Raw genomic sequence first — 25,510 nt, forward strand, 5'->3', positions numbered from 1 at the left:
CAACATGGCAAAAGATATCCGTTTCAGTGAAGACGCACGCCGCTCCATGCTGCGTGGTGTAGATGCTTTGGCTAACGCTGTAAAAGTGACACTCGGACCTAAAGGCCGTAACGTCGTTCTTGAGAAAAAATTCGGAAGCCCGCTCATTACCAATGACGGTGTGACGATCGCAAAAGAAATCGAACTGGAAGATGCTTTTGAAAACATGGGCGCCCAGCTCGTTAAAGAAGTAGCAACCAAAACCAACGATGTTGCCGGTGACGGTACGACAACTGCAACGGTTCTGGCTCAAGCCATGATCCGCGAAGGTCTGAAAAACGTAACTGCAGGCGCTAACCCTATGGTCGTTCGCAAAGGTATCGACAAAGCGGTTAAAGCGGCAGTAGCTGAACTGAAAAACATCGCTATCGCTGTCAATGACAACCAAAAAATTGCTCAAGTAGCTGCGATCTCCGCTGCTGACGATGAAGTTGGCGAACTGATCGCTGAAGCTATGGAAAAAGTGGGTAACGACGGTGTGATCACAGTCGAAGAATCCCGCGGATTCAATACAGAGATGGAAGTCGTGGAAGGCATGCAGTTCGACCGCGGTTATGTATCTCCTTACATGATCACGGATACGGACAAAATGGAAGCCGTTCTGGACAATCCATACATCCTGATCACGGACAAGAAAATCTCTACAACCCAAGAAATTCTGCCATTGCTCGAAAAAATCGTACAACAAGGCAGACCGCTTGTGATCATCGCTGAAGATATCGAAGGCGAAGCTCAAGCGATGCTGGTTGTGAACAAACTGCGCGGAACATTCAACGCTGTTGCCGTTAAAGCTCCTGGCTTTGGTGACCGCCGTGAAGCCATGCTGCAGGATATCGCTGCCCTGACTGGCGGCCAAGTGATCACGGAGAAGCTCGGTCTTGATCTGAAGAGCGCTACCATCGATCAACTGGGTAATGCACGTCAAGTGCGCGTAACGAAAGAAAACACAACCGTTGTAGACGGAAGCGGCGACAAATCCGACATTACAGCTCGTGTGAACCAAATCCGTGCGCAGCTGGAAGAAACAACTTCCGAGTTCGACAAAGAGAAACTGCAAGAGCGTCTGGCTAAACTGGCTGGCGGCGTAGCGGTTATCAAAGTCGGTGCTGCAACTGAAACTGAACTGAAAGAGCGCAAGCTTCGCATCGAAGACGCCCTGAATGCAACCCGTGCTGCGGTTGAAGAAGGTATCGTTTCCGGTGGTGGTACTGCCCTCGTGAACGTATATAATGCTGTGAGTGCTGTTCAAGTGACTGGCGATGAAAGAACAGGCGTGAACATTGTTCTCCGCGCTCTGGAAGAGCCAATCCGTACCATCGCAGCTAACGCTGGCCAAGAAGGTTCCGTCATCGTGGAACGTCTGAAAAAAGAAGAAGTTGGCGTAGGCTACAATGCTGCGACTGATGAGTGGGTAAACATGTTCGAAGCTGGAATCGTTGACCCTGCGAAAGTAACCCGTTCTGCTCTGCAAAACGCGGCTTCCGTAGCGGCTATGTTCCTGACCACTGAAGCGGTTATCGCTGACAAGCCAGAACCAGAAAAACCAGGCATGCCTGACATGGGCGGCATGGGTGGAATGGGCGGCATGATGTAATAAGGGCCACCAGCCCTTATGCATCAAGGGTTTTCCGTAAGGGAAACACCGTTTGACCACATTTTCACATTATTAAAAAGGCCTCTCAGAATTTATTTCTGAGAGGCCTTTTTACGTCCTTTTTCAATCCATATTGAATCCGGGAGCCTGCAGTTGCTTACAAAGAATGTGGCTGTGCTTCTCATGATTACATTGGGAAGCACACGCTGTCCCGAAATTCTTATTCCTGCTCATGATCCTGTCCGGACCGCGGTCCACCGAAGCGTTCGTCACCCGGAGCTCGGTGTCGTCCCCAACCGAAGGAAGGAAATCCCGTCGTTCTTTGAAACCGGAATCCATGTGGCCCTTTGCCGTGCGGGCGATGACGTCCATGTCCGCCCCAGAAATCCCCTGGATTATGCTCAGAAGAAGCTCCAGCCCCGATCTGCTCCGCCATCTGGCCGATTAAGCGATCCAAATATTCGCTAAATTTGGCTTGCTCATCTTCATTCAAGCAATCGAAGAGCTTGTTCTCATCCTGCTGCCGCTGTTCGAGCTGGTCGGCAGCTTCCGCTCCGGTTTCCGTCAATTTCACGTTCATGACTCTGCGGTCCTGTTCCGACGGGGATCTTGTGATCAAGCCGTTGCGCTCCAGCTTAGTGAGGAGCTCGCCCAGAGACTGATTTCGCATATTGAGCAAATACGTCAACTCCTTCTGCGTAATTTCCGGTTTTATTTTCAGAAGCGCGAGCACCCGTCCCTGTCCCCGGTGCGGATCTCCGAAATGCTCCTGATCCCCGCGGACATGAAACTGATATCTGCGCAGCAGCATAATAAACTGAAATAGCTGTTCCATTAGAGTTGCGTTGTTTTCATTACCATTTTCGTTTTCGTTCATCGGTTCGTTCCTCCTTATTATTCAGGCACCTGATAATAAGGTACCTTGACATTATCATACAGGTACCTTATTATCTAGTCAATAGGTGATTCAATCATTCATAATGATAGGGGGAATACGATGTCCAAAATGTATGGGGGAGGCATGCCGGGTGCGGGCTTTGGCCGGATGAAATTCGATGACGCCCAGCAGAAGCCCAATATTTCGAAGGCCATGCTGCTGCGCATTTTCAAGTATTTCAAGCCGTATTGGAAACAGACCATGCTCGTGCTGTCGATATTGCTGGTTTCGTCATTATTGGGACTTTTGCCGCCGCTTTTGATCCAGCGGATCGTCGATCATGCGCTTCCGGACAAAAATATGAAGCTTCTAGTGGAGCTGGTGCTGATTTCACTGGGAACCACGGTCGTGTCAGGGCTGCTCGGCGTGCTGCAGAGCTATTTAAATTCATTTATCTCTCAGAGCATCGTGTACGATATGAAGAATCAGATGTACAGCCATTTGCAGCGGATGCCGCTGCAGTTTTTCTCTGCCGTCAAGCAGGGGGAAGTCATAACCCGGATGACGAGCGATATTTCAGGCATTCAAGGCGTCTTCAACAGCACGGTGATTAATTTTGCCAGCAATCTGTTCGTGCTTTCCACCACGGTCGCCACGCTTTTCATCATGAACTGGAAGCTTGCCATCATGGGCATATTGATCGTGCCGCTATTTATTATACCGACAAGAAAAATGGGCAATGTGCGATGGAAGCTGGCCAAGCAGACGCAGGAAAAAATGTCTGAGCAGAACCATATCATTCAGGAAACGCTGAGCATCAGCGGTTATTTGTTGATGAAGCTGTTCACACGGGAAGGAAAGGAGTATGACAGCTTCAGAACCATTAACCGGGAGTCGACACAGCTCCAGATCCGCGAATCCATGGCCGGCCGCTGGTTCATGATGATTTTGACTACGTTTACGAGCCTGGGACCGATGCTTATTTATCTCTACGGAGGTTATCTGTTTATCCAGGGGGAAATCACGGTCGGAGCGATTATCAGCTTCGTGGCGCTGCTGGGCCGGATTTACGGTCCTTTCGGCCAGATGACGAATCTGTATGTGGAGATTAAAAGATCGGTTGCATTGTTTGAACGTATTTTCGATTATTTTGATATGAAGCCCGGGATCATTGATCGCACGGATGCCCGGGCAGCGGACTTGACCAAACAGGACATCATTTTCGAAGATGTATGCTTTGCGTATCAGAAGGATAAACAGGCGCTGCAGGACATTTCTTTCACTGCAGCCTCCGGCACGATGACAGCCCTCGTCGGCCCGAGCGGAGCCGGAAAAACGACCATCACGAACCTGATTCCGCGGCTTTACGAGATTGATTCCGGAAGCATCCGGATCGGCGGAACGGATATTCGCGATATGACACTGGAATCCCTGCGCTCACAGATTGGTCTCGTCACCCAGGACAGTTATCTGTTCAACGGGACGATCCGGGAAAATTTGCTGTACGCCTGCAGCGAAGCAAGCGAGGAGGAGATGGTTGATGCCTGCAAAGCGGCATATATTCATGACTTCATCATGGAACTTCCGGATGGTTACGACACGGTCGTCGGGAACCGGGGGATCAAGCTGTCGGGAGGCGAGAAGCAGAGAATTTCCATTGCGAGAGTTCTCTTGAAGAACCCGTCCATTATTATTATGGATGAAGCCACCTCATCGCTGGACACGGCATCGGAATACTACATTCAAAAAGCGATGCATCTCCTTCTGCAGGACAAAACCAGCATCGTGATCGCCCACCGCCTCTCCACGATCATGGCTGCCGATAAGATTCTCGTGGTGAAGGATGGGGCCATTATCGAAGAAGGAAATCATGAAGAACTTTTGCTGAACAACGGTGTGTATACCGATCTGCACAGCAAGCAGTTTGAACGATTCAGCACCGATATGCAGTCGTCTATATGATATTGTCATGAAACGGGTGGAGGCAATTACGCGCTTTAAAGAGCAGGGCTGGCTCAAATGAATAAAAAACAGAAAAAACCGTTAAGTACAGCAATCCTTGTACTTGACGGTTTTTTTCTTTCCTGTTGAGGGAAAATGATAAAATAGCATCATTTCTGCGCTTATTTCTCAGATATCCTCACAATTTTACATTGCGAAAACAATTCGAGATTAATATATGAAAGAAAACGAAGATTTAAGGTGTGGTGAGCAGAGTTGATTACTGCGATTGTCGACGTCGGATCGAATACGATTCGTTTGACCGTATATCAATATGAAGGTCAGGAAACACAGGTATTATTTCATCGCAAGACCATGGCAGGACTGGTCCATTATATCCAAAAGAAGAGTATGAATGAAGCGGGCATCCGTATAGTCTGTCAGACCCTGAAAGATTATATGAAAATGCTGAAGCAGCTGCCTGTTACGCCTGACAGCATTCATGTGTTCGCGACTGCGGCGATCCGCAATATTGCGAATACCCGGCAAGTGGCCGATGCGATTCGTGAATGCGCCGGGATTGAGGTGGAAGTGATCTCCGGCGAAGAGGAAGCCAGACTCAGCTATGTGGGGGCGATGCAAAGCGTAGAGCTGGCGGAGGGTGTACTCGTCGACATTGGCGGTGGCAGCTCCGAGATTGCCATTTTTCAAAATAACGAGATTCGTTATAGCGATAGCCTGCCGATCGGGTGTTTGAATGCCTACGAGAAATATGTTCAGAAAATCATTCCGACGGAGAAAGAACGGGAAGCCATCGCAGAGCTGGTGCGCATGAAGCTGCATGCCCTTTCTGTTCCGGATGATCTGGGCCCGCTGCCGATTTGCGGCGTTGGCGGCACGATTCGCGCTTCCTTCAAATTGAAAGGCGTTCTTGGCGACACGGACAACGGAAATCTATTAACCGTCGAGGAATTGCAAGGAATGCTCGGGCATTTTAAAAATCATAAGAAAAAGCATATTGCTCCTATTCTGCTGAAGGCGCCGGATCGCATTCACACCCTGATTCCCGGCATGGTTTTGCTGAATGAGATCGCTGCGTTTTTCCAAAGTGAAGTGATACATATCAGCCGCTCAGGCGTTCGCGAAGGGTTCCTATATGATCGTTTAACCAAAGGAAGGGAAGAGACATGATCACTTCTATGCCATTAAAATCTCAAACCCTTTATATGCAGAACCGGGAGCTGTCTTGGCTTCGGTTCAATGAGCGCGTGCTTGAAGAAGCGATGGACGAGCGGGTTCCGTTGTTCGAACGCCTGAAGTTTGTGTCCATCTTCACCAGCAATCTGGATGAGTTCTATATGATTCGGGTTGGCAGTTTAACGGATTTGTCTGTCATGAAGGAAGAACATCGGGATAACAAGACCGGATGGACGGCCGAGGAGCAGCTGGACGCTATCTTTGCGGCCACCGAACCATTTTATGAGAAGCGTAACGCTATTTTTGCCCAGATTGAACAAGCCCTGCAGAACTTTCAGATCTATCGCGTGGGCATGGAGGACCTGAACAAGCAGGAGAAAAAGTTCATTGAAGAATATTATGAACAGCATATCTTCCCGATTTTATCGCCGGTTGTGGTCGATTCGCATCATCCGTTCCCGCATCTGAAGAATAAGCAGCCCTATGTGATGTGCAGTTTTGAGGACAAGAACCATACGCTTGGCATTATACCGGTATCCCCATCGTTTCCGGATTTCATCCAGTTGCCGGGAGAATCTTTCCGATATATTTTGACAAGCCATGTCATCCTTGGATACGCCAAACAGCTGTTAAATATGTATAAAGTGAGCAGCGCCCATCTGGTATCGGTGACCCGGAATGCGGATATTGCGCTGGATGATGAGAACCTGGAATACGAAGACGATGACGATATCCGGCTACTTATGAAAAAGACGCTTAAGAAACGGGCGCGTCTGGCACCGGTCCGATTAGAAGTGGAGGGTCTTCTTCCCAAGCGTGTTGGACAATTGTTATGCGATAAGCTGCAGCTGAGCCGCAAGCAGGTGTTCAACAGTGCAGCGCCCATTGTGATGAACTATCCGTTCGATCTGATCCAGCGCATGCCAAAGCACTTAAAACTGAAGTGTATGTACCCTCCGTTCCAGGCCTATAATCCTCTCGAAACGCAGGCCTATCCTACGATAACGGAGTGGTGCCTGAAAGAAGACATGATGCTCTATTATCCGTATGATTCGATGGATCCTTTTTTGCAGCTTTTGAAGGAAAGCGCTGAAGATCCCCAAGTCGTCTCGATCAAGATCACGATTTACCGGCTGGCTCAGCACTCGATCATTACGCAATACTTAAGCCGTGCGGCAGAAAACCAGAAGGATGTAACCGTCTTGATCGAGCTGCAGGCGAGGTTCGATGAACAGAATAATATTGAATGGGCGGAACGGCTTGAGGAGGCAGGCTGCCAGGTCATTTACGGAGTCGAGGGTTATAAGGTGCATAGCAAGATGTGTCTCATCACCCGGAAAGACCGGAATCGAATCCAATATATTACGCATATCAGTACAGGAAATTACAATGAAAAGACGGCAAAATTATATACGGATATCTCCATTATGACCTCGCATGAAGAAATCGGCCGTGATGCGGACACCTTCTTCAAAAATATGGCGATGTCGAATCTGGAGGGGCAATATCAGCACCTGCTCGTGGCACCGAATCACTTCAGGCAGCCTCTGCTTGCGTGCATGGATCGGGAAATCGAGAAAGCTCGTCGTGGTGAGCCTTGCCGCATCCTGATGAAATCGAATTCCTTGACGGATATCGAAATTCTGCAGAAGCTGTCCGAAGCCTCGGAAGCTGGAGTTCCCGTTCAGCTCATCATTCGCGGGATTTGCTGCCTGCTCCCAGGCGTCCCGGAAAATACGGAGAATGTTGCGGTCCGCAGCATCGTTGGACGCTTCCTTGAGCATTCCCGCATTTTTTGTTTTGGTGCGGATGAGGACTGCTCCATCTATATTTCGTCAGGGGATTTAATGACACGCAGCACCACCCGCCGCGTCGAGACGGCCTGCCCCGTATATGATCCCAGACTGAAGCAGCGTATCCTTCATCAACTGGATATCATGCTGCGGGACAATGACAAGGCCCGGCAGATGTCGGGTAACGGGCAATATAAACGGCTATCCGCGCCTTATGAGGCCAATCTCTTGGACAGCCAGAAACAATTTATTGATGAGGCCGTGCAAGCCATGAACCGGCAGCATCCTCAGCACTGGCGTTTTTGGCGCAAGTGGAGCCGGTTGCTTCAGTAGTGAATTTAACCGTACTTTCTCTATTTTTGTTAGATGGACGGGCAATGAGTAATTTTCGCAAATGTTATTAAATCGTTACGGACGAAACGGGGACACGGATGATCGTGTCCCCGTTTTTTCGAATCCATAACGGCTGTATCCATATCAAAAAAGCTGCCCACCGGCAGCCTTCGCATCGTCATCTTTTGCGTTTAACCTTCCCCTTTTTGAATCCACTCGCTGAACTGTTTCATTGCTTTCTCGCTGTGAACGTATTTGTATGTTTTGCCGTCTTCATAATGGAAAATCGCGGCACTGTCTTCGTCATCTTCAATTTCAGACGTTATCGAAAGTATGCGTTCGACATCGAGCAGTTTAAAATTACCTTCTTCATCTTCAGCCGGGATGGCCTGTTGTCTTTGTTCTTCTTCGTTTTCCATGGTGTATCCTCCAAATGTTGTTTTGCCCTTATTGTACCCGAACGGAAGACAATTTGCATTTGTGATATGATATAAGGCAAAGGCAGCCGCTTGTAAGTTTATATTACCTAGGCTGTAAGACAGAGAGGAACGTGAACATCATGGAATCGCATATGATCCGGGCCAACATCAAGCCGGGAATGACCGTAGAAATCGTGAAGAAAGAAGATCAGCGTACAGGCAAGCGCACGCAGGGGGTTGTCCAAAAGCTGCTGACCAACTCGCCCAATCATACGAGGGGCATTAAAGTAAGGCTGACCGACGGTAACGTGGGACGCGTGCAAGCTATTTTGTAGGACCGGACATCTCTGTTATTACTACTAAGACTATCATTGGATAGTCTTTTTTTATTTAAGCATTGCATTCGATGTAAAATGAACCCGCGTGATATTTCTGGAATTCAGGCAGCATGATTTATATTGGCAGCAACTTACCATTGATTAAAGAACAAATGTTCGGGTATAATATAGGAACAAGGGTTCTGTTAGGAGGGGTTGTCATGCCGGAAAAATACATCGGTCAAAGGGTGGAAATTGTATATCTGGACCGAACGGGGAAAATAACACAGCGCAAAATCGAGGTCAAAGGTATCCGCGGACAAATCGTACGTGCCACATGCCTGCAAACGGGAGCGCCGCGGACATTCCGTCTGGACCGCATTCTGGCATGGCAGCCGGCTAAAATTGCGTAGGGAGTGACTGCCATGCTGGCGGATATGGATCGGAAAATTTTACGCATTCTTTTTAACTATCTCAGCGGACGGAGAAGGCTGCCGACCATTCATGAGCTTGAAATTAAGACAGGGAAACGGAAAGAGGAGCTTCTCCGCTCTCTGCGGGAGCTGGAGAAGCTGCAGTATATTGAATGGAAGGATAAAGCGAATCTCCAGAGCATTGTGATTATTGAAAAGTGGGAGCGGGAAGAACCAGCAATCGCGGAGGCCCGGAAGCAGCAGAACCAGCCGATGATCAAGGAAGGAAATGCGGATTATTGGACCATGTACTAAACGAATGGAGAGATTGGCAAAAGCGGAGAGACAGCCGTCCCGAGTTGGGGCGGCTGTTTTTTTGAGTAAGAAGCGCATGATCTCTACTGGGTTCAACTTCTGTCAAAGTGCATAAACAATCGACGGGTTTATAGCAAATAACCACAAATAATAACGAATTATTAAATTAAATTTTTGTAGTAAAATTTTAAAATGCACTATATAATTAAAACATATTTTCAAGAAAGTGGGTGATTGCTAACTTCATCATGAGGAAGCGCTCAAGATTTGCAAGAAAAACTTTATTTATGGGAAGGGACGTGCATGTATGGTACACAGAGTATCATGGTTAGGTAGGCCTCTTAGTGTAATGCTCATAATAAGTTTAATTGTAAGCGCATTCATATCTTATACGCCCGTTTCTGTATACGGAGCGGCAGCAGAGGAGGAAGTTAATGGAGAGCAGGTAGATACACCCGTAAAGAATAACAGTAAAGAAGATTTGGAGAATGACGGGGAGGCTGATCCTGCAAAACCGGATGATAAGGAGGCAGTTACTGGGGAAGACGAGCCACCAAGCACAGACAATAACGGCATTCCTTGGGATTCGCAAGGTGAAGCATCACCAGTAAAAGAGGAGAAAACAGAAGCAGAAAAAAACGCTGATGCGGTGCGTCTGGATATATCGCCTGAACCTATAACGGTAAACGTGAATACATCAATAGCGCTTACGGTAAAAGGCTATGATGCTGGCGGCAGCGAAGTGGAGATACCGCAGCATGAGGTGATCTGGAGTATCAAAACGGATAGTGTTCCCGGGATCGGCAAGATATCAGCAGGAACATTGACAGCTGGAGAACAACCAGCCATGGGAGTCATTGAGGCCGAATACAGTGGTTTGACTACGGAAGTCACTGTGAATGTCGAGGCTCCTCCTGCGATGCAAGCAGCAGCGAACAACGAGTGGGTCAAGGTTTTTGAGGATTTTGAAGATATGACAGATCTTAGAGTCACCACTGCTGCAGCCAATTCGGCTGCCATTGACCCGGCAGAGCGTCCAAATCCGGTTAAATACGGTCTGAAAGCGGGCAGGCTGACATATGACTTTACCAATCAGGGTGGTACTTCGGCGGCTTACATACGCTTTAAGGCTCCGGACGGAAAAGACGGCCGCGAGATATCCGGCAGCCCGAAGAAAATCGGATTCTGGGTGTATGGCGAGGATAAAAAGCACTGGATCCGCGGTCAAATTCAGGATGGCAAGGGAGCCTTGATAACACTCGACTTTACAGGCAGCAGTGAAGTTTTGAACGGCTGGCGTTACGTCACGGCTGATATTCCTTCAAGCAATGATCCGATTAAGCTCAATTATATTTATTTGGTCGAGACGGGAACGAAAACGGCTGGAACTTTATATGTAGATCAGGTGAGCATGATCTACGGGGACACGAATATTTTCGGTTTGGAGTGGTCTGGCGTCAAGCCTCTGGGCATTGGTGAAACCGTGAAAGCCAACGCGCTGATAACTCGCAAGGGTGATTCGTCCCCACAGCCTGCAGACAGCGGCAGCGTTACCTTTTCGAGCAGCGATGAGACTGTGGCAACGATTGATCCGAGCGGTATGATTACAGCATTGGCTGCCGGGGAAACCGAATTGATAGCCACGTATCAGAACAAATATGCAGCCGTGTACCGGCTGGTCGTTTCGTTAGAGCCTGCTCAGCCTGAGCGAATCCTGATTGAGGGACCGTCTTCGCTGGTACTGACAGAAACTTCCAACTTGAAGGCGTTTGCTGTTTTTGGAGACGGAGAGCCTGTAGATGTATCGGCGAAAACGACCTTTGAGGTTGAAGCTGACAAAGCGGTCGCCGAAATAACGGGGCATCAAATCCGGGCCCTGCAAGTAGGAGAGACAATGGTGAAGGCAAAATATGAAGGACATGAAGCGAATTACACGGTACAGGTTAAGGCCGGAGAACTGAAAACGATTGAGATTGGGAATGTGTTCTCCGCGATCGTCGGAGAAGATGTACCCGCAGCCAAAGTCTATGGGGATTATAAAGTGGAAGGTAAAAAAGAGATCACTACGGGGATCATATTTGGAAGCATGGATACCAATATTGCAACCATTGATCCAACGACAGGAAAAATGACAGCCATTGCACCGGGAACGACCATGATCACGGCAGAGGTATCCGGAAAAAAAGCACAGCAGCTTCTCGTAGTAACGAATCCGGCAGCACATCCAAAACGCGAGCTGCGCGGCGCATGGATTTCTACGGTCGAGAACATAGATTGGCCAACTAAGAATGTATTCGATCCTGAGCAGCAAAGGCAGGATTTTGTTAAACTGCTGGATCAGCTGAAACAGACCGGGATCAATGCGGTTTTTGTACAAATAAGACCGACGAGTGATTCCTTCTTTCCGTCTGAATATTTCCCATGGTCGCATTGGTTGACCGGAGAACAGGGAAAGGCACCGAGCGATGGATATGATCCGCTGAAGTTTATGATTGATGAAGCGCATAAACGTAATCTTGAATTTCATGGCTGGATTAATCCGTACCGGATCAGCATGCACGATCAGCCTGAACTGCTTTCGACGAACCATCCGGCAAGGCTTCATCCCGACTGGGTGGTTAAGAACGGTGGTAAATTGTATTTCAATCCTGCCATTCCCGAAGCCCAAAACTATATCATTAACGGCGTGAAGGAAATTGTGCAGAAGTATGATGTAGACGGCATTCATATGGACGATTACTTTTATCCGTATCCAGGAAATGAACCTTTCGACGACACCAAAGAGTATAACGCTTATAAAAGCAGCGGTGGCACGATGACATTGGATAATTGGCGTAGAGATAACGTAAATACGATCGTCAAAGGCTTGAACACAGCCATCAAGCAAATCAAGCCTTACGTTAAATTCGGAATCAGTCCTTTCGGGATTTGGCGCAATAAAGGTACTGATCCAACCGGCTCAGATACGAACGGCCAGCAAAACTATGATGGTCTGTATGCGGATACGAGAACATGGATGAAAGAAGGTTGGGTGGATTATCTGGCACCGCAGATTTATTGGCATTTCGGATATTCAGCTGCGGCCTATGAGAAGCTGATTGATTGGTGGACCAAAGAGATTCATGGAATAAACGATAATTCGGGTAAGCATAACGTTCAGCTGTATATCGGACAGGCAGCATATCGTGTCGGAGAGGATAACTGGAAGAATCCTGATCAGCTGCCGGCACAGCTGCGATTTAATAATGATCACGGTGAGGATGTAGCAGGGAATATTATGTTCAGCACCTCTGACCTGCTCGCCAATCCTCTTGGTGTAAGGGATGTGATTACATCCATGTATTCTCGCCCGGCATTGATTCCTGTGATGTCTTGGCTCCCGGATGAAACACCAGATGCACCGAAGTTGACAGGGGCTGAAGGTTCAAGCGGCTCCATTCAGCTTTCGTGGAAGGATAACGGTGACAAGGAATCCGCTTATTATGCAGTATACCGTGTTCAGGGTAGTTCGGTTATCGATCCAACCAACACATCGCAGCTGATCGCCACGGTGCGGAGAGCCGAAGGAGTGATGCAGGTCTACAAGGATCTTAGCGCTGCTGCGGGCCGAGAATATACCTATGCCGTTTCGGGAGTGAGCCGGCTGCATCATGAAAGCGGCTTAAGTAATACGCTTGCCGGGCATACGGAAACGGCAACAAATACGAACCCGGGAACACAGACACCAACCGGCCCGGGAACACCATCTGCGCTACCAATCGAGCAGCCAGTAGTGCAGTCAAATCAACGGGTAGTGTCTGATCATGATCTGAATAGCATCCAGAATGGCAAATTGGATATTGAGATGGGGTCAGGTCAAACGCAGGTGCAGCTGCCAAGCAGTGCCCCAGACCGACTGGGCCAAGATGGAATACTGAATATTCACACCAGAGGGGCAGTAATATCCATTCCGTCATCCATTCTGCTGGAGGCCGCGAATCTCGTGGCGGGTGCAAATTCAAATGAACTGAAACTTATCGTTGACGTTAAACCCCTGGCAGCAGAAGTTGTTTCGAGTGCGATCAAGCAGCTGCAGCAAAGTGAAGACGCAGTGCTTACGGCAAACGGAATAATTCAAGTTGGAATTTCTGCGCAGGCGAAGGATGGCAAGCAATATGAATTGAAGCATTTCTCGGATGCAATCATTCTTACACTGGATATTCCTGCAGGCGCGAAACCAGTGCGTACCGGGATCTACCGCATCACGGGCAGCGAAGTAATGGAATATGCAGGCGGGAAGAGAACAGGCGAGAAACAAATAACGGTTGAGCTTACAACACCAGGACAATACAGTGCGATAGCATATGATAAAACATTCAGGGATATCGCATCCAATCACTGGGCTTCCGAGGTTATCAAGGATATGGCTGCACGGCATGTGGTGAATGGACTCCCGGATGGATCCTTTGCACCTGATAAGCCGGTCAGCCGTGCAGAATTCGCTTCGATGCTGACACGTATGCTCAGCCTGCCGGCAGGAACTGATGCAGTGTTCACGGATGTCAGCGATGACATCTGGTATGCCAAGGACATCGCTGCAGCTGTTAAGGCGGGAATTATTCATGGTTCGGGAGACGGGCGGTTCCATCCGGAGCAGGTCGTGACTCGTGAAGAAATGACCGTGATGCTTCTGAATGCTTTTGTGGCCGCAGGAGGCAAGAAACCTGGAAATTCAGCCGATACAGCATTCAAGGATCAATCCGCTATCAGCAAATGGGCGCAGCAGGCGATCAATGATGCCGTGGGTATGGGGCTGCTGCAAGGCAGCGGCGGTAAATTCAATCCGGCACAGGAAACGAAAAGGTCGGAAAGTGCTCAAGCCCTTGCGAATCTATTGAAGTTTATAGAAAAGCTGTCCTAAAGTTTAAAAGGGGGGCGGAGCTCTTGTCAGAGCTTCGCTTCTTTTTTTGCGTATATCCGTGAAAATTTCCAGCAGATTTACCTGAAGGATTGACAACTACCTCAAAATATAATATCTTTATATTAAGATAAATAAACAAACAAGCAAGAAATATTAAAACTCTAATACTTTCACTTAAATGTCTCTAATTAAAGATGAATATGATCATAGAAGGAGCTGAACCAGTTATGAATATGAAAACCGCAGGTATTCACCACATTACTGCCTTTGTAAGAGATCCTCAGAAAACAGTAGATTTTTATGCAGGTGTGCTCGGACTCCGCCTGATTAAACAAACCGTTAACTTCGATGCGCCGGAGGTATATCACCTTTATTTGGGGGATGAGCAAGGAAGTCCAGGAACCATCATTACGTTCTTTCCATGGCCAAGATCACGTCAAGGACGTGTAGGCGGGGGACAGGTTGGTGTAACTACATTTGCTGTTCCCGCAGGAGCGCTCAGCTTTTGGGAGAAAAGATTGGCAGATTTTCAAATACCGGTTGTGAAAACTGCAAGATTTTCAGAGGAGTATCTGTCGTTCCGCGATCAGGATGGGCTTCAGCTGGAGATCGTGGAACGGAGAGATGGACCTCTCAGCACTTGGACTTTTGGTGGCATTCCTATGGAGCAAGCGATTAAAGGCTTTGGCGGCGCAATTCTGTACAGTACGGCACCTCAGCAAACGGCTGATTTGCTTCAGCGGGTGATGGGCCTTCAGAAGGTTGGCCAGGAAGGAGCTTACGCCCGGTTCAAATCATTCGGAGATATTGGCAATGTCATTGACGTGAATGTGGCGCCAATGGAGCATGGTGCAGGAGGAGCGGGTACCGTCCACCATATTGCCTGGCGTGCGAAGGACGATCAAGAGCATGTCCTGTGGAGAGAACATGTGCTTGAGCATGGCTTGCAAGCGACTCCGGTCGTAGACCGCCAATATTTTAACGCCCTTTATTTCCGCGAGGGAGGCGGCATCCAGTTTGAAATTGCGACAGATCCACCGGGCTTCGCGCGCGACGAAGAGCTTGCCCATTTGGGTGAACAGCTTATGCTGCCTGAATGGTTTGAGGAACGCCGGACAGAAATCGAAGCCAAGCTTACACCTTTTGAAGTACGGGTATTAGAGGAGGTTGTCTCATGATCATTCCTATCGATCCGTCCAGGCAAAGTGAACGTGACAATTACAAGCTGCTGACCGGCAGCATTATTCCAAGACCTGTTGCCTGGGTGACGACTCTGGCTGATAACGGCAAGGTTAATGCGGCACCATTCAGCTATTTCAATATCGTAACGGCAGATCCGCCCATGGTCTCCGTATCCGTGCAAAGAAAGCAGGGAGGTCCGAAAGATACCGCGAGAAATGCTGTGCGGGAAGGAGAATTCGTTGTTCATATCGGAGATGGGTCCTCCATTCAGAAGCTGAATCAAACCGCTGCAAGTCTACCTCCCGATCAGAGCGAGGTGGAGTCTGCCGGTCTGACAACAGTATCAAGCGATGTCGTGCGCGTACCTGGGATTGCTGAAGCGAAAATACGCATGGAATGCGTACTGGAGCGGTCCATCCCGCTCGGAGGAACAGAGGCATCCCCATCCACGGATCTGCTTATCGGACGCGTCGTACGGTTTCATGTGGATGATGCATTGCTTGATCATGGCCGGATTCTCGCGGATGTTTTGCAGCCTGTCAGCCGTTTGGCCGGAAACAGCTACGCCAAGCTGGGTGAGACCTTCTCTCTCGATCGACCGCTGTAAAGCCTGATTTATTGATCCGGGTGTTGAAGCCATCAGGAACATCAGATTCATATTTTTATAAAAAATTAACTTATAATTGTCCCGCCGTTTGCCTTATCTTCTTGAAAAAGACAGGATATAATGGGAAGGAAAGTGTGAACTAAACGAACCATTATAAGGGAGGACACAAGACAATGAGCTTGAAGATCGCGCCGTATATTGTGCTCGATGGGAACTGCGCTGAGGCAGTGGCATTTTATGAAAAGGTGCTAGGAGCAAACAATCTGGGTATCCAACGGTTTGGGGATATGCCGGATGAAGGCCATCCGATGCCTGAGGAAGCGAAGAACCGCGTGCTGCATGCGGCACTTGAATTCGACGGCCAAATGCTGTTGTTCTCCGATACCTTTCCGGGTAACCCGTATCAGTTGGGCGATCAACTGAGCATTGCCATTATGACAAGCGATTTGGAGCGTCTTCAATCCATTTTTCACGCTCTTTCCGATGGCGGACAAGTCCATATGGAGCTTCAGAAGACATTCTGGAGTCCATTGTTTGGAATGGTACGCGACCGGTTCGGCATCTCCTGGCAGCTTAGCGGAGAGGCATCCGAAGGATAGAATATAGAAAAGGACCGGAGATCCGGTCCTTTTTCTTTTTAATATAGTATGTTATATAGTCATTCGAGAATAATGGTGTGGATTCACTTTAAGCTGTGATTTCGACAACTCTCATATCAAATGATGTAAAAAAAGCTCAGCTTTATACCTTCTATTACCTTAACATGATATAATTGGGATATTGTGAATATCCTCATTACTCGGATCTTGCAAAATCTGAGACATACGTTTCTGAAAACAATGGGAGGTTGGAATGAAAAAACTGTTTACTGCACTGCCGCCGCTGCTGGTTATTTGTTTGCTGTCACTCGGCACTCCCGCTTTTGCCGCCAAATGGACGGACTATAGTTTAGTCGCCCATGCGCTCGGGGGAATCGATCAAAAGGCGTACACCAATTCCTATGAGGCTTTGAAACCAACTATGAAAAGGGACAGCGCATCTTTGAAGTCGATCTGCAGTTTACATCCGATGGCTATTTGATCGGACGCCATGATTGGTCTGCGTACGCTTTTCAATCGCTGGGACAGGCTCTGACACCGGCAATTACCGGAGGGCCGCTGCCTTTAGCCGATATGAAAACCATGAAAATGTTCGACAAATACAATGCGCTGGAATTTAGCGAGATTATCGATCTGATGCATGAGTATCCGGATGCCTATTTTGTAACCGACACGAAAAGCACGGATAAGGGCATCATTACAGCCCAATTCAGTCAAATCGTGGAGCTTGCCAACGAAGACCCGTATATGCTGGAGCGGATCATTCCGCAAATTTATAATGAGAGTATGTATCCGATCATTGAAAAGGTGTTTCCTTTTGAGTCATACATTTATACCTTGTACCAAACGGCGGATTCAAACCAGAAGGTATTGCAGTTTGTGAAAAACCATAAAAAGATTACCGCTGTAACGATGCCGGAATGGAGAGCGACAGCCGGTTTTGTCGGCAGCTTGAAAAAAATAAACAAATTCGCTTTCGTCCATACGATCAACAGTCCCGAAGAGATGGCGAAATATAAGGCGAGAGGTGTGTATGGTTTTTACACCGATTTTGTAACACCGGAAGATTTGAAAGTGTATTATGCGAAAAAAGCACAGGAGACTGCGGCGAAGTCAGCCAAAGCCTCATCGGCCAAAACTGCCAAGAAAGCATAGTCTGCTGATTCACAATATACAAGTAAAAAAGGCTGTCCTTAGCTTGAAAAGCTAGGGACAGCCTTTTTCTGGATTGAACTATATTTTCAGGCTAACAACAAGCACGACGCCAAGAATGAGTACCATTAAAGCAGTCATCGTTGATAAATATCCGGTTACTTTCACGGGCTGCCCCCCAGCGGCCTTCAGCCTTTTCTTGACCTTGCTGCCTAAAATACCCGTTACGATCAGAGACAGCAGTGCTATGGTGCCTCCGCCTTTTTCCATAATATCAAGCCACAGCGGCTTGGTGCCGGATCCCATTTTCAAAATGAGATATACCCCGCTGCCAAGCACGAGCACAGCCCCCGGATGTGCAAGATAGCTGAAGATGCTCAGGCTCTTGCGTGCCAGCAGATTGGAGTCCTGTGATGAACCGAGCTGCTTGTTGAGCAGGCCAATCATCACAATGATCACAATCAGACCACCCACCCAGGCAAACAATCCGCCCAAATGTAAAAATAGCATAAATCCAAACATACTTGTTCCTCCTTGTCGTCGTTTACTCCGGATGAACCGGAAGGTTATTCTTATGGTTCGTACTCCGCTTGCTGCCGCCAATCATCGTCAGGATGGCAGGCAGCAGCATGCCACGCACCAGGAAGGTGTCGATCAGAATGCCCATGGCCATCAGGATGCCGAACAGGAACAGTTCCTGCAGCGGCTGCGTGATCAGAACGCAGAAGGTGGCAGCTAGAATAATACCGGCTGAAGAGATGACGCCGCCCGTCAGCGAGACGCCCCGTTTGACGGCTTCCATCCACTCGTATTTCTTTGCTTCCTCCCGGATTCGGGACACCAGCATGATGTTGTAGTCAACGCCAAGCGCGATCAGAAAGACGAAGGTATATACCGGCAGACGATAGCTGACGGAATCATAGCCCAGGAATTCATGGAAGATGAGCCATCCGAGGCCCATGGTGCCTGCATAAGACAGGAGCATGGTTAGAATCATGGTGGCAGCCATCTTGACAGATCGTGCCTGGAAAGCCAGCATGACGGCGATGAAGAGCGTGATCAGCGTGAATACTACGGTCGTATCGCGTTGGTTCATGATACGAACGTCAAGTTGTTCGGCCGTTTGTCCGGCAAAATGCAGGGAATACTGCTCCGGTTCAAGTCCGCTATCCTTTAGCAGGCTGTTGCTATCCTGGCGGAGCTGAGCGATTACATCCAGAGCCGCAGGGTCATACGGATTATCTTCGAGTGTGAGCTGAAGCTTGACGACCTGTCCTGATTCAGATAATACCTTGCCAGGCAGCTGACCGCTGTCTGCTTGCTGTGGAGTCAGCGCAGGTGTGATGGAACTGATATGGCCTTCAGATTTGAGCTTTTCACTGAGGGAAGCAATCTGTTTGACGAAATCGGCATTGGCATCGATCTTATGATCAGACTTAAGCAGAACGGTTACGGGCGCAAGCTGTCCCGGAGGGAAGCGCTCCTCCAAAATGTCGAAGCCCTGTCTGGATGAAATATCCTCCGGAAACGACTTCATGATGTTAAAAGAATACTTCATGCCAAACAGATTGGCGGATGATGCCAGCAGCAATACCAGCAGAACACCGGCGGTAACTGCAGGCTTCCGGGTGACAAAGGAGCCAATTTTGCTCCAAATGCCTTCCTTCTCAGGTTTGGTCTGTTCTGCTCCGGCTTTGGGAACAAACGGCCAAAATGCTTTGCGGCCGACCAGGGTGAACAGAGCTGGGATCAGCGTGACCCCGCCGATGAGAATAACGACCATAGCGATGGAAAACACGGGAGCGAAGTGATTGTACGGTTTGAAAATGGCGGTAAACAAAATGACCATAGCCATCAGCACGATGCCTCCGCTGAATAGAATCGGTTCGGCGACATGGGTCAGGGCCTGCTTCATGGCCTCATGTTTCGATTCCGTCTGACGGAGCTCCTCCCGGAAACGTGCAATAACAAACAGACAGTAGTCGGTTAATACCGCAAAGAGCAGGATCATCATGATGGACAGTGACTGCTTCTCAACAACAAACCAGCCGAGCTTTCCGCCTAGTCCCAGAATCCGGTCCACGACCAGGTACACGATACCGGAAATGAGAAGGGGCATAATGGCTAGCAGCGGCGAACGGTAAATCACAATGAGGATGACCAGTATTAGCACTACGGTGGCCAGCATCAGAACAAAGTCCGCATTTTTAAACAATGTCGTCGTGTCTGAAGCGATACCGGCGGGACCGGTAATTTCGACTTGAAGGCCGCTGTTATTCATATTTTCCACATGGTCACGGATTTGCTGCAATGTATCATAGGTCTGGTCGGATTCGAGATTCTTTTGCAGACTTACATTCAGAAGCAGCGTCGTCTTGTCCTTCGAAAACATCTGCTCCTGAACATTTTTCGGAAGCTGATGGAAAGGAAGAGCAGCAGATACATACTGCGGTTTGTCTGCAGAGGAAAGCCATTGACTGACTTCTGTAATGGCGCTGCGATCCTTATCCGTAATCCGGTTCGGATCATGAAAGACGAGTAGGGCCGTCAGCCCATCCTTGGAGGGGAAATACTCATCCATCATTTGCTGTGCTGCCGCGGAAGGTGTGTCGTTATGAACGCTGCCTTCACCGCTGTTTACGGCATACTCTTTAGATCCCGGAGCGGTCAGACTAAGTAAAAGTATGATGACAATCCAGCCGATCAGCACGGTCCAAGCGCCTTTTCGGCTGCTGACATAATGGGTGAATGTTTTCGCAAACTGTTTCAACATGGCCTTGAGCCTCCTGTTTTTAGGTTCAAGGTCATTGTAAAAAAATTATATGAACGGAGAATGAACAACACATTACAAATAACTCGCCCCTTCACTTATCCGTATTGCAATCTTTCGCATATGACTTTCATGACGGGCGTCATCCTAAGCGGTTTCCTTAATAAAACACAATCCCATCACTAAAAAAGACATGTTCATTTCATATCTGCGCAAGTTAAAATGTAGGCGATTTCAATTTAAGAGAGGTGGGATTTTATTGATAGGCTTTTTGAAAAGGCTTGGCTTCGGTCTCATGATCATGCTGCTGGTGCTTCCAGTGATACCTGGCGGCAAAGAAAAAGCAGCGGCAGCCAGTGATTCAGTCACGAATCTGGTGCTCGGCAAATCTGCGCAGGCAAGTTCAGGCAAGGCGGGCAATGCCGTGGATGGCGATGCCGCCACCGTATGGCAGCCGCTAGCGGTAGACCGCCAGGATGATATGAATGTCTGGATATCGGTCGATATGGGCAGTGAGGAAACCTTCAACAAAGTCATGATTCATCTCAATCGTGCGGATAATCTGAAGGATTACCAAATTCTGTATTCGGACGACGGCAGCAATTGGAATCAGGCATACAACAAAAATAAAGATCTTACTTCGACGGAGGCAGCGATGTTCGAAAGTGTGTCGGCAAGATATATGAAACTGAACCTGAATCTGAGCAAAGACCTGAATGTGCAACTATCTGAGCTTGCGGTGTATAACAGTACGGAAACGCCGGCGCCTGCCGGGCTGAAGCGGATTTATTTTACGGATGCGAGTGGTAAGGAATACCCTAACAACGCTGAAGTGCGTCTGGAGAAAGGTGAAAAAGGAACGCTGGTCCTGAAAGGAGAACTCGACTCCGGGCAGGAAGTGGATCTGACATCATATGCAAAAACCTTTATTGCTTCTACACAGGACGTAAGTATTGAACCGTCAGGATCGTTTACGACCAATCAGGTTGGTGCCTCGCTCGTCCATGGTGTTGTGCAGGCAGCACAGGAGCTGAAGACCAATGATTTCTGGATCGTGGTTGACGACCCTAATGCTTTTCTGGGTGAAAGCTATGTGATGAATTCCACGTTGACGCATCCGAATATGAAGGCGGAAATCGGCCAGCCGGCGATGATTGAACCCAATGATGTATATCCATCCGTGTCGGCAGTTTCCAATATCAACGGGACGCTCAGCGGCGAGCTGATCTATAACGGCTCCAAGGTGATCTCGCAGCTTGATTCTGCGGCTGTAGCCAAAGGAGACACGAAGCAGTGGACACCGCCGGGTAAAGCGGATAAGGAAGGACGTTATGAAATCCGCTTGAAAATGGAACAAGACGGTAAGCAGCCAGTGTACGATTCATTCTATTTCACGGTATGGGAAAATAAAAGGATTCCGAAAGACCAAAGCCAGATCGCCTTTCTTGGCAAGGATGGAAAAATGATCTATGTCAGTGATTTTCGAGGCAATCAAATACTGGATTTCTCGAACGTGGGTTATATGGGCGGCGGCGTGAAAATTCCGGAGGTTAAGGTAAAAGCGACTGTGAAGCCTGGAGATGGGGACGATACGGCCCGTATTCAGGCAGCTATTGACCAAGTAGCCCAAATGCCGATCGGCAAAGATGGCTTCCGTGGAGCAGTGCTGTTGAAAAAAGGGAAATATGAGGTTGGTGGAACACTGAAAATCAACGCCAGCGGTATCGTTCTCCGGGGTGAGGGACAGGACGACAAAGGTACACTGATCTATGGTACTGGAGCGAACCCTCGCAACTTGATTGAGATCGGCGAAAATACAGGCCTGAGTATCGACAACAGCACGATGAAAACGATCACGGATCTGTACGTGCCATCAGGTTCGCGTTCCTTCCACGTGGATGATGCCAGCAGCTATCATGTTGGTGATACTATTGTCGTTCGCCGGACTGGAGACAAGAACTGGATTCATGAGATCGGCATGGATTACATATACAACCGTCCGGAAGGCACCGCGACCCAGTGGGCGCCCTTTAATCTGGATTTTGATCGTGTAATTACTGCCATTGACGGTAACAACATCACCATTGATGCGCCGATCTCCAATGCCATTGAGCGTAAATGGGGCGGAGGGCAAATTTTCAAATACACGGATAGTGCCCGAATTGAGCAGGTCGGTGTGGAAAATATGCGTGCGGATTCCGAATTCGATCCAAGTGTCATGGACACAACAATGGACAATGGCAAGACCGATCCGTATTATGCGGATGAAAAGCATGCCGAACGCTTCGTCGTGTTTAACAGCGTGAAAAACGGCTGGATGCGCGACGTGACCGGCTACCATTTGTCATATTCGCTGGTGCAAATGAGCCGTAACTCCAAGTGGATCACGGTTCAGGACAGCAAAATGTATGATATGGTCAGCATCATTACGGGCGGACGCCGTTATGTCATCCACCAAATGGGACAGCTGAATCTGGCACAGCGGATTTATACCGAGACGGCACGTCATGCCTTCGTCGTGGACAGCCGTGTGCAAGGCCCGAACGTCTTCCTGGATGGCAAAGCCGTGAATAACTTTAACACGAGCGAGCCTCATCACCGTTGGTCAGTGGGCGGATTGTTCGATAATATCGACGCGCCGATCTCCATCCGCGATCGGGGCTGGCTTGGAAGCGGTCATGGCTGGGCTGGAGCGAACTATGTTTCCTGGAATACTGAGGATGAGTTGACTTCGCAGCAGCCGCCGACCGCGCAAAATTATGCCATCGGACATGTGGGGCCGAAGGTGCCGGGACTTGTCCCGAGCGACTATGATCCGCGCCCCCGAAATGATGGTTATTGGGAAAGCCTTGGCAAGCATGTGAAGGTTGAGAGCCTGTACAAACAGCAGCTGCTGGAGCGGCTGGGCAAGAAAGCACTGGACAATATAAAGCGATAAAATAGATTGAAAACAAAGCTATGGATACCGTATGCGCAGACAGCTAACGGTGTTCATAGCTTTATTTCAATTTATACATATGACTTTTGGTATTCTTTACCGATGTAAATTCTACAACTTCATGACAAAATCCGATAAAGTATGATATTCTTGAAGAGCAGTAATACACAACTTTCTTCCTATATTTAAGCAGGTCTCCTGGATATAATCTACTTGAAATCGGAAGGTTTGTGAAATTTATCATTTGCTACGTTGGCTATTTTCTATTCATATTCCGTGCGAATGTGATATTCCCGGCAATGCACGGGTATTTTACTAAGAAAGGGGCATTGTGTGGACATGCTCAAACAATTTAGGAAGGCATCACGGTTCGGTGTCGTGCCGGTTATGCTCATTCCGGTTGCGCTTGGCGCACTCGGGGCTTTTGTGTGGAACGGGGTGTTTAACGTCTGGCTGTTCCTGGTGACTCTGGTGGGAGCTGCCGCCGCGCATTTGTTCTCCAATATGATCAATGATCTGTGGGATTACAAGAGCGGAACGGACATAGCGGCAAAAGAAGCCGTAGATGCCGTATCGACCAACTCCGGATTTTTGACCAATAAAGTCTGGAGCATCCGTAAGTTTGCAGCTGTAACATGGGGACTGTTCGCATTGGCTGCGATTTGCGGCATCCTTCTTGCGATATTCTCCGGTATTTGGGCTTTCGTATTCGGGGCACTGGGCGGATTAATTGCCTACTTCTATGTGGCTCCTCCGCTGAAATTTGGCTACAGGGGCAAGGGGTACAGTGAGATCGCGATTCTGCTTTCCTTTGGCGTGCTGCCAGTCATGGGTGCTTATTACGTTCAGACCTCTCATTTGGATATGAGAGCCCTGCTGCTGTCGCTGCCAATCGGACTGCTCACAACATTGATTCTCTTCAACCACCATTTCCTGCATTGGCAGGCGGACCGCCAAGCGGGCAAACGTACGCTGGTTGTCGTATGGGGTGAGAAGAGAGCACTAACATTCTCAAGATTTTTGCTGCTGCTATCCGTATTGACACTGATTCTGAGTGTGGTTGCCGGCGCGCTTCCGGTGTATGGTCTGCTCGCGCTGCCTGCAATGATTCCGCTCTATCAGGTATATGGCAAGCTGAAGCCTCAGAATACCTCGCATGCTTACTTGCCTTTAATGGGCGCATCCGTTAAATCCGCGCAGCTGAGCGGACTTATTATGATTGTATGCTTATTCATTCAAGGACTGATCTGATAACATCATATGGACAGGTACTGATCCATCAAAGAAGGGAAGTCGAAAGCAACATGGAACAACAAAAAGTCATCGGTGATTTTCATACGATTTTATCGGAAGGCGAAGTTTGGAAAGTGGGTGGATTTCCCCTTCCGGACGGTTCCTTCTGGGAATACCGCGAACCTAATGCGGTCGTCATTGTACGCAACGGTGTTCTGTATGTCCGCGCTCCGCTGAGCCGCGAGAATCATCAGATTCAAATTCTGGATAACGCCAAGCATATGTACTATTCCGTGGAAACCATCAAGGTACCCGAATCCGGCGAGGTCAGCTTCGAACTGCAAATCCGTGCCCGCAGTGAAAATACGGCTCCGAACGATCTGTATGATGGGTATGTTTCGCTGAATCTACTGGATTTTACAACCGGCGCGGCTCTGGACTTCTTTGCCGGAAACGACAAGTACGCAAGCGTCTATGCCGTACTTCCCTTCCCGGGAGTAGAGGTGCCGCCATCCGACAAAACGAGATACTTCTGCATCTTCAAGGAAGATACCAACTTCAAAGCCCGTGAGTTTAACACTTACAAAATCACGTATGACCGCGGCAATGACGAAGCGGTATTTTACTTGAACGGGGAAGAGATCCGCCGCGAGAAAAATGTACCGGTCAAATTCAATGAATTTACTATCGCACTTGGCATTATGACCGAGAAGGATATTTCGCCGGAAGGCAGCGTGTCCATCCATGGACAAACCGTTACTGCGGAATACTCCCCCGTGACAGTAACGATTAATGATCGTGCTGATGATAAAAAGAAGCCGAAGGATGAAGAGTAGTAAGCAAAGTCGCTTTCGCTCGTGAATATACAAAGAACTCCAGGTCCCGTATGAA

Annotated in this window: 20 protein-coding genes; 16 read left to right on the plus strand and 4 right to left on the minus strand. The window is 48.6% G+C overall.

From position 1 onward, the window contains the following. The first annotated feature begins 4 nt into the window (after positions 1 to 4). Entirely contained in the window at positions 5 to 1,633 is a 1,629-nt protein-coding gene (gene groL / locus E6W40_RS00780) for a chaperonin GroEL (protein ID WP_136603738.1), read from the plus strand. 220 nt (positions 1,634 to 1,853) lie between these two features. Here the strand turns inward: groL and E6W40_RS00785 are convergent, their stop codons facing one another. Further along, on the minus strand, positions 1,854 to 2,510 hold the full coding sequence (locus E6W40_RS00785; RefSeq protein ID WP_246072776.1) for a MarR family winged helix-turn-helix transcriptional regulator: 657 nt from the start codon (positions 2,508 to 2,510) through the stop codon (positions 1,854 to 1,856). Between the two features lie 120 nt (positions 2,511 to 2,630). Here E6W40_RS00785 and E6W40_RS00790 point away from each other — a divergent pair, with 120 nt between their 5' ends. From E6W40_RS00790 to ppk1, 3 genes are all read left to right on the plus strand, one after another. Beyond that, the gene (locus E6W40_RS00790) at positions 2,631 to 4,472 is read left to right on the plus strand and encodes an ABC transporter ATP-binding protein (protein ID WP_246072778.1); all 1,842 of its coding nucleotides are present in this window, start codon (positions 2,631 to 2,633) and stop codon (positions 4,470 to 4,472) included. 255 nt (positions 4,473 to 4,727) lie between these two features. After that, positions 4,728 to 5,642: a Ppx/GppA phosphatase family protein gene (locus E6W40_RS00795; RefSeq protein ID WP_136603739.1), complete on the plus strand. Its 915-nt coding sequence runs from the start codon at positions 4,728 to 4,730 to the stop codon at positions 5,640 to 5,642. Next, positions 5,639 to 7,774 (plus strand): polyphosphate kinase 1, encoded by a 2,136-nt coding sequence (gene ppk1, locus E6W40_RS00800; RefSeq protein ID WP_136603740.1) that lies wholly within the window; start codon positions 5,639 to 5,641, stop codon positions 7,772 to 7,774. Before E6W40_RS00795 ends, ppk1 begins: the two co-directional genes overlap by 4 nt. Positions 7,775 to 7,965: 191 nt before the next feature. Here the strand turns inward: ppk1 and E6W40_RS00805 are convergent, their stop codons facing one another. Further along, complete coding sequence (locus E6W40_RS00805; protein WP_136603741.1) at positions 7,966 to 8,193, minus strand: hypothetical protein; 228 nt, start codon at positions 8,191 to 8,193, stop codon at positions 7,966 to 7,968. A gap of 140 nt (positions 8,194 to 8,333) precedes the next feature. Between E6W40_RS00805 and E6W40_RS00810 the strand changes: the two genes are divergently transcribed. The 9 genes from E6W40_RS00810 to E6W40_RS00850 all read left to right on the plus strand — a co-directional run bounded on the left by E6W40_RS00810 (position 8,334) and on the right by E6W40_RS00850 (position 17,681). After that, complete coding sequence (locus E6W40_RS00810) at positions 8,334 to 8,528, plus strand: YwbE family protein (protein ID WP_246072780.1); 195 nt, start codon at positions 8,334 to 8,336, stop codon at positions 8,526 to 8,528. Between the two features lie 203 nt (positions 8,529 to 8,731). Beyond that, entirely contained in the window at positions 8,732 to 8,923 is a 192-nt protein-coding gene (locus tag E6W40_RS00815) for a WYL domain-containing protein (RefSeq protein ID WP_136603742.1), read from the plus strand. Positions 8,924 to 8,935: 12 nt separating this feature from the next. Next, a complete protein-coding gene (locus E6W40_RS00820; protein WP_211146953.1) occupies positions 8,936 to 9,238 on the plus strand; it encodes a hypothetical protein in 303 nt (100 codons plus the stop codon). Positions 9,239 to 9,587: 349 nt separating this feature from the next. Further along, positions 9,588 to 14,138 carry a family 10 glycosylhydrolase gene (locus E6W40_RS00825; protein ID WP_168928785.1) on the plus strand — a complete coding sequence of 1,517 codons (4,551 nt, stop codon included), beginning with the start codon at positions 9,588 to 9,590 and terminating at the stop codon, positions 14,136 to 14,138. Positions 14,139 to 14,365: 227 nt separating this feature from the next. Then, positions 14,366 to 15,316 carry a ring-cleaving dioxygenase gene (locus E6W40_RS00830; protein WP_136603744.1) on the plus strand — a complete coding sequence of 317 codons (951 nt, stop codon included), beginning with the start codon at positions 14,366 to 14,368 and terminating at the stop codon, positions 15,314 to 15,316. Then, the gene (locus E6W40_RS00835; protein WP_425464903.1) at positions 15,313 to 15,927 is read left to right on the plus strand and encodes a flavin reductase family protein; all 615 of its coding nucleotides are present in this window, start codon (positions 15,313 to 15,315) and stop codon (positions 15,925 to 15,927) included. Before E6W40_RS00830 ends, E6W40_RS00835 begins: the two co-directional genes overlap by 4 nt. A gap of 173 nt (positions 15,928 to 16,100) precedes the next feature. Beyond that, on the plus strand, positions 16,101 to 16,526 hold the full coding sequence (locus E6W40_RS00840; protein ID WP_136603745.1) for a VOC family protein: 426 nt from the start codon (positions 16,101 to 16,103) through the stop codon (positions 16,524 to 16,526). A gap of 253 nt (positions 16,527 to 16,779) precedes the next feature. Then, entirely contained in the window at positions 16,780 to 17,007 is a 228-nt protein-coding gene (locus tag E6W40_RS00845; protein WP_136603746.1) for a hypothetical protein, read from the plus strand. Continuing rightward, positions 17,004 to 17,681, plus strand: coding sequence for a PI-PLC domain-containing protein (locus tag E6W40_RS00850; protein ID WP_136603747.1), 678 nt, complete (start codon positions 17,004 to 17,006; stop codon positions 17,679 to 17,681). The genes E6W40_RS00845 and E6W40_RS00850 overlap by 4 nt, the downstream gene beginning before the upstream one ends. A 78-nt stretch (positions 17,682 to 17,759) precedes the next feature. Here the strand turns inward: E6W40_RS00850 and E6W40_RS00855 are convergent, their stop codons facing one another. Then, positions 17,760 to 18,200, minus strand: coding sequence for a hypothetical protein (locus E6W40_RS00855; RefSeq protein ID WP_136603748.1), 441 nt, complete (start codon positions 18,198 to 18,200; stop codon positions 17,760 to 17,762). A 22-nt stretch (positions 18,201 to 18,222) separates the two neighbouring features. Further along, positions 18,223 to 20,451 carry an MMPL family transporter gene (locus E6W40_RS00860; protein WP_136603749.1) on the minus strand — a complete coding sequence of 743 codons (2,229 nt, stop codon included), beginning with the start codon at positions 20,449 to 20,451 and terminating at the stop codon, positions 18,223 to 18,225. Positions 20,452 to 20,707: 256 nt separating this feature from the next. Here E6W40_RS00860 and E6W40_RS00865 point away from each other — a divergent pair, with 256 nt between their 5' ends. The 3 genes from E6W40_RS00865 (at position 20,708) to E6W40_RS00875 (ending at position 25,455) form a co-directional block, all read left to right on the plus strand. Continuing rightward, complete coding sequence (locus E6W40_RS00865) at positions 20,708 to 23,386, plus strand: discoidin domain-containing protein (protein WP_246072782.1); 2,679 nt, start codon at positions 20,708 to 20,710, stop codon at positions 23,384 to 23,386. Between the two features lie 333 nt (positions 23,387 to 23,719). Further along, positions 23,720 to 24,637, plus strand: a complete 918-nt coding sequence (locus tag E6W40_RS00870) for a prenyltransferase (RefSeq protein WP_136603750.1) — start codon at positions 23,720 to 23,722, stop codon at positions 24,635 to 24,637. A gap of 53 nt (positions 24,638 to 24,690) precedes the next feature. Further along, positions 24,691 to 25,455, plus strand: a complete 765-nt coding sequence (locus E6W40_RS00875; protein WP_136603751.1) for a DUF6081 family protein — start codon at positions 24,691 to 24,693, stop codon at positions 25,453 to 25,455. The last annotated feature ends 55 nt before the right edge of the window (positions 25,456 to 25,510 follow it).

This window comes from Paenibacillus dokdonensis (genome assembly GCF_004916975.1).
In the GTDB taxonomy this organism is placed as follows: domain Bacteria; phylum Bacillota; class Bacilli; order Paenibacillales; family Paenibacillaceae; genus Paenibacillus_AQ; species Paenibacillus_AQ dokdonensis.

Bases quoted from the DNA above. Each gene is read 5' to 3' on its own strand.
- groL (WP_136603738.1), top strand. From the start codon at position 5: ATGGCAAAAGATATCCGTTTCAGTGAAGACGCACGCCGCTCCATGCTG.
- E6W40_RS00785 (WP_246072776.1), bottom strand. From the start codon at position 2,510: ATGAACGAAAACGAAAATGGTAATGAAAACAACGCAACTCTAATGGAA.
- E6W40_RS00790 (WP_246072778.1), top strand. From the start codon at position 2,631: ATGTCCAAAATGTATGGGGGAGGCATGCCGGGTGCGGGCTTTGGCCGG.
- ppk1 (WP_136603740.1), top strand. From the start codon at position 5,639: ATGATCACTTCTATGCCATTAAAATCTCAAACCCTTTATATGCAGAAC.
- E6W40_RS00805 (WP_136603741.1), bottom strand. From the start codon at position 8,193: ATGGAAAACGAAGAAGAACAAAGACAACAGGCCATCCCGGCTGAAGAT.
- E6W40_RS00810 (WP_246072780.1), top strand. From the start codon at position 8,334: ATGGAATCGCATATGATCCGGGCCAACATCAAGCCGGGAATGACCGTA.
- E6W40_RS00815 (WP_136603742.1), top strand. From the start codon at position 8,732: ATGCCGGAAAAATACATCGGTCAAAGGGTGGAAATTGTATATCTGGAC.
- E6W40_RS00820 (WP_211146953.1), top strand. From the start codon at position 8,936: ATGCTGGCGGATATGGATCGGAAAATTTTACGCATTCTTTTTAACTAT.
- E6W40_RS00825 (WP_168928785.1), top strand. From the start codon at position 9,588: ATGCTCATAATAAGTTTAATTGTAAGCGCATTCATATCTTATACGCCC.
- E6W40_RS00830 (WP_136603744.1), top strand. From the start codon at position 14,366: ATGAATATGAAAACCGCAGGTATTCACCACATTACTGCCTTTGTAAGA.
- E6W40_RS00835 (WP_425464903.1), top strand. From the start codon at position 15,313: ATGATCATTCCTATCGATCCGTCCAGGCAAAGTGAACGTGACAATTAC.
- E6W40_RS00840 (WP_136603745.1), top strand. From the start codon at position 16,101: ATGAGCTTGAAGATCGCGCCGTATATTGTGCTCGATGGGAACTGCGCT.
- E6W40_RS00845 (WP_136603746.1), top strand. From the start codon at position 16,780: ATGAAAAAACTGTTTACTGCACTGCCGCCGCTGCTGGTTATTTGTTTG.
- E6W40_RS00855 (WP_136603748.1), bottom strand. From the start codon at position 18,200: ATGTTTGGATTTATGCTATTTTTACATTTGGGCGGATTGTTTGCCTGG.
- E6W40_RS00860 (WP_136603749.1), bottom strand. From the start codon at position 20,451: ATGTTGAAACAGTTTGCGAAAACATTCACCCATTATGTCAGCAGCCGA.
- E6W40_RS00875 (WP_136603751.1), top strand. From the start codon at position 24,691: ATGGAACAACAAAAAGTCATCGGTGATTTTCATACGATTTTATCGGAA.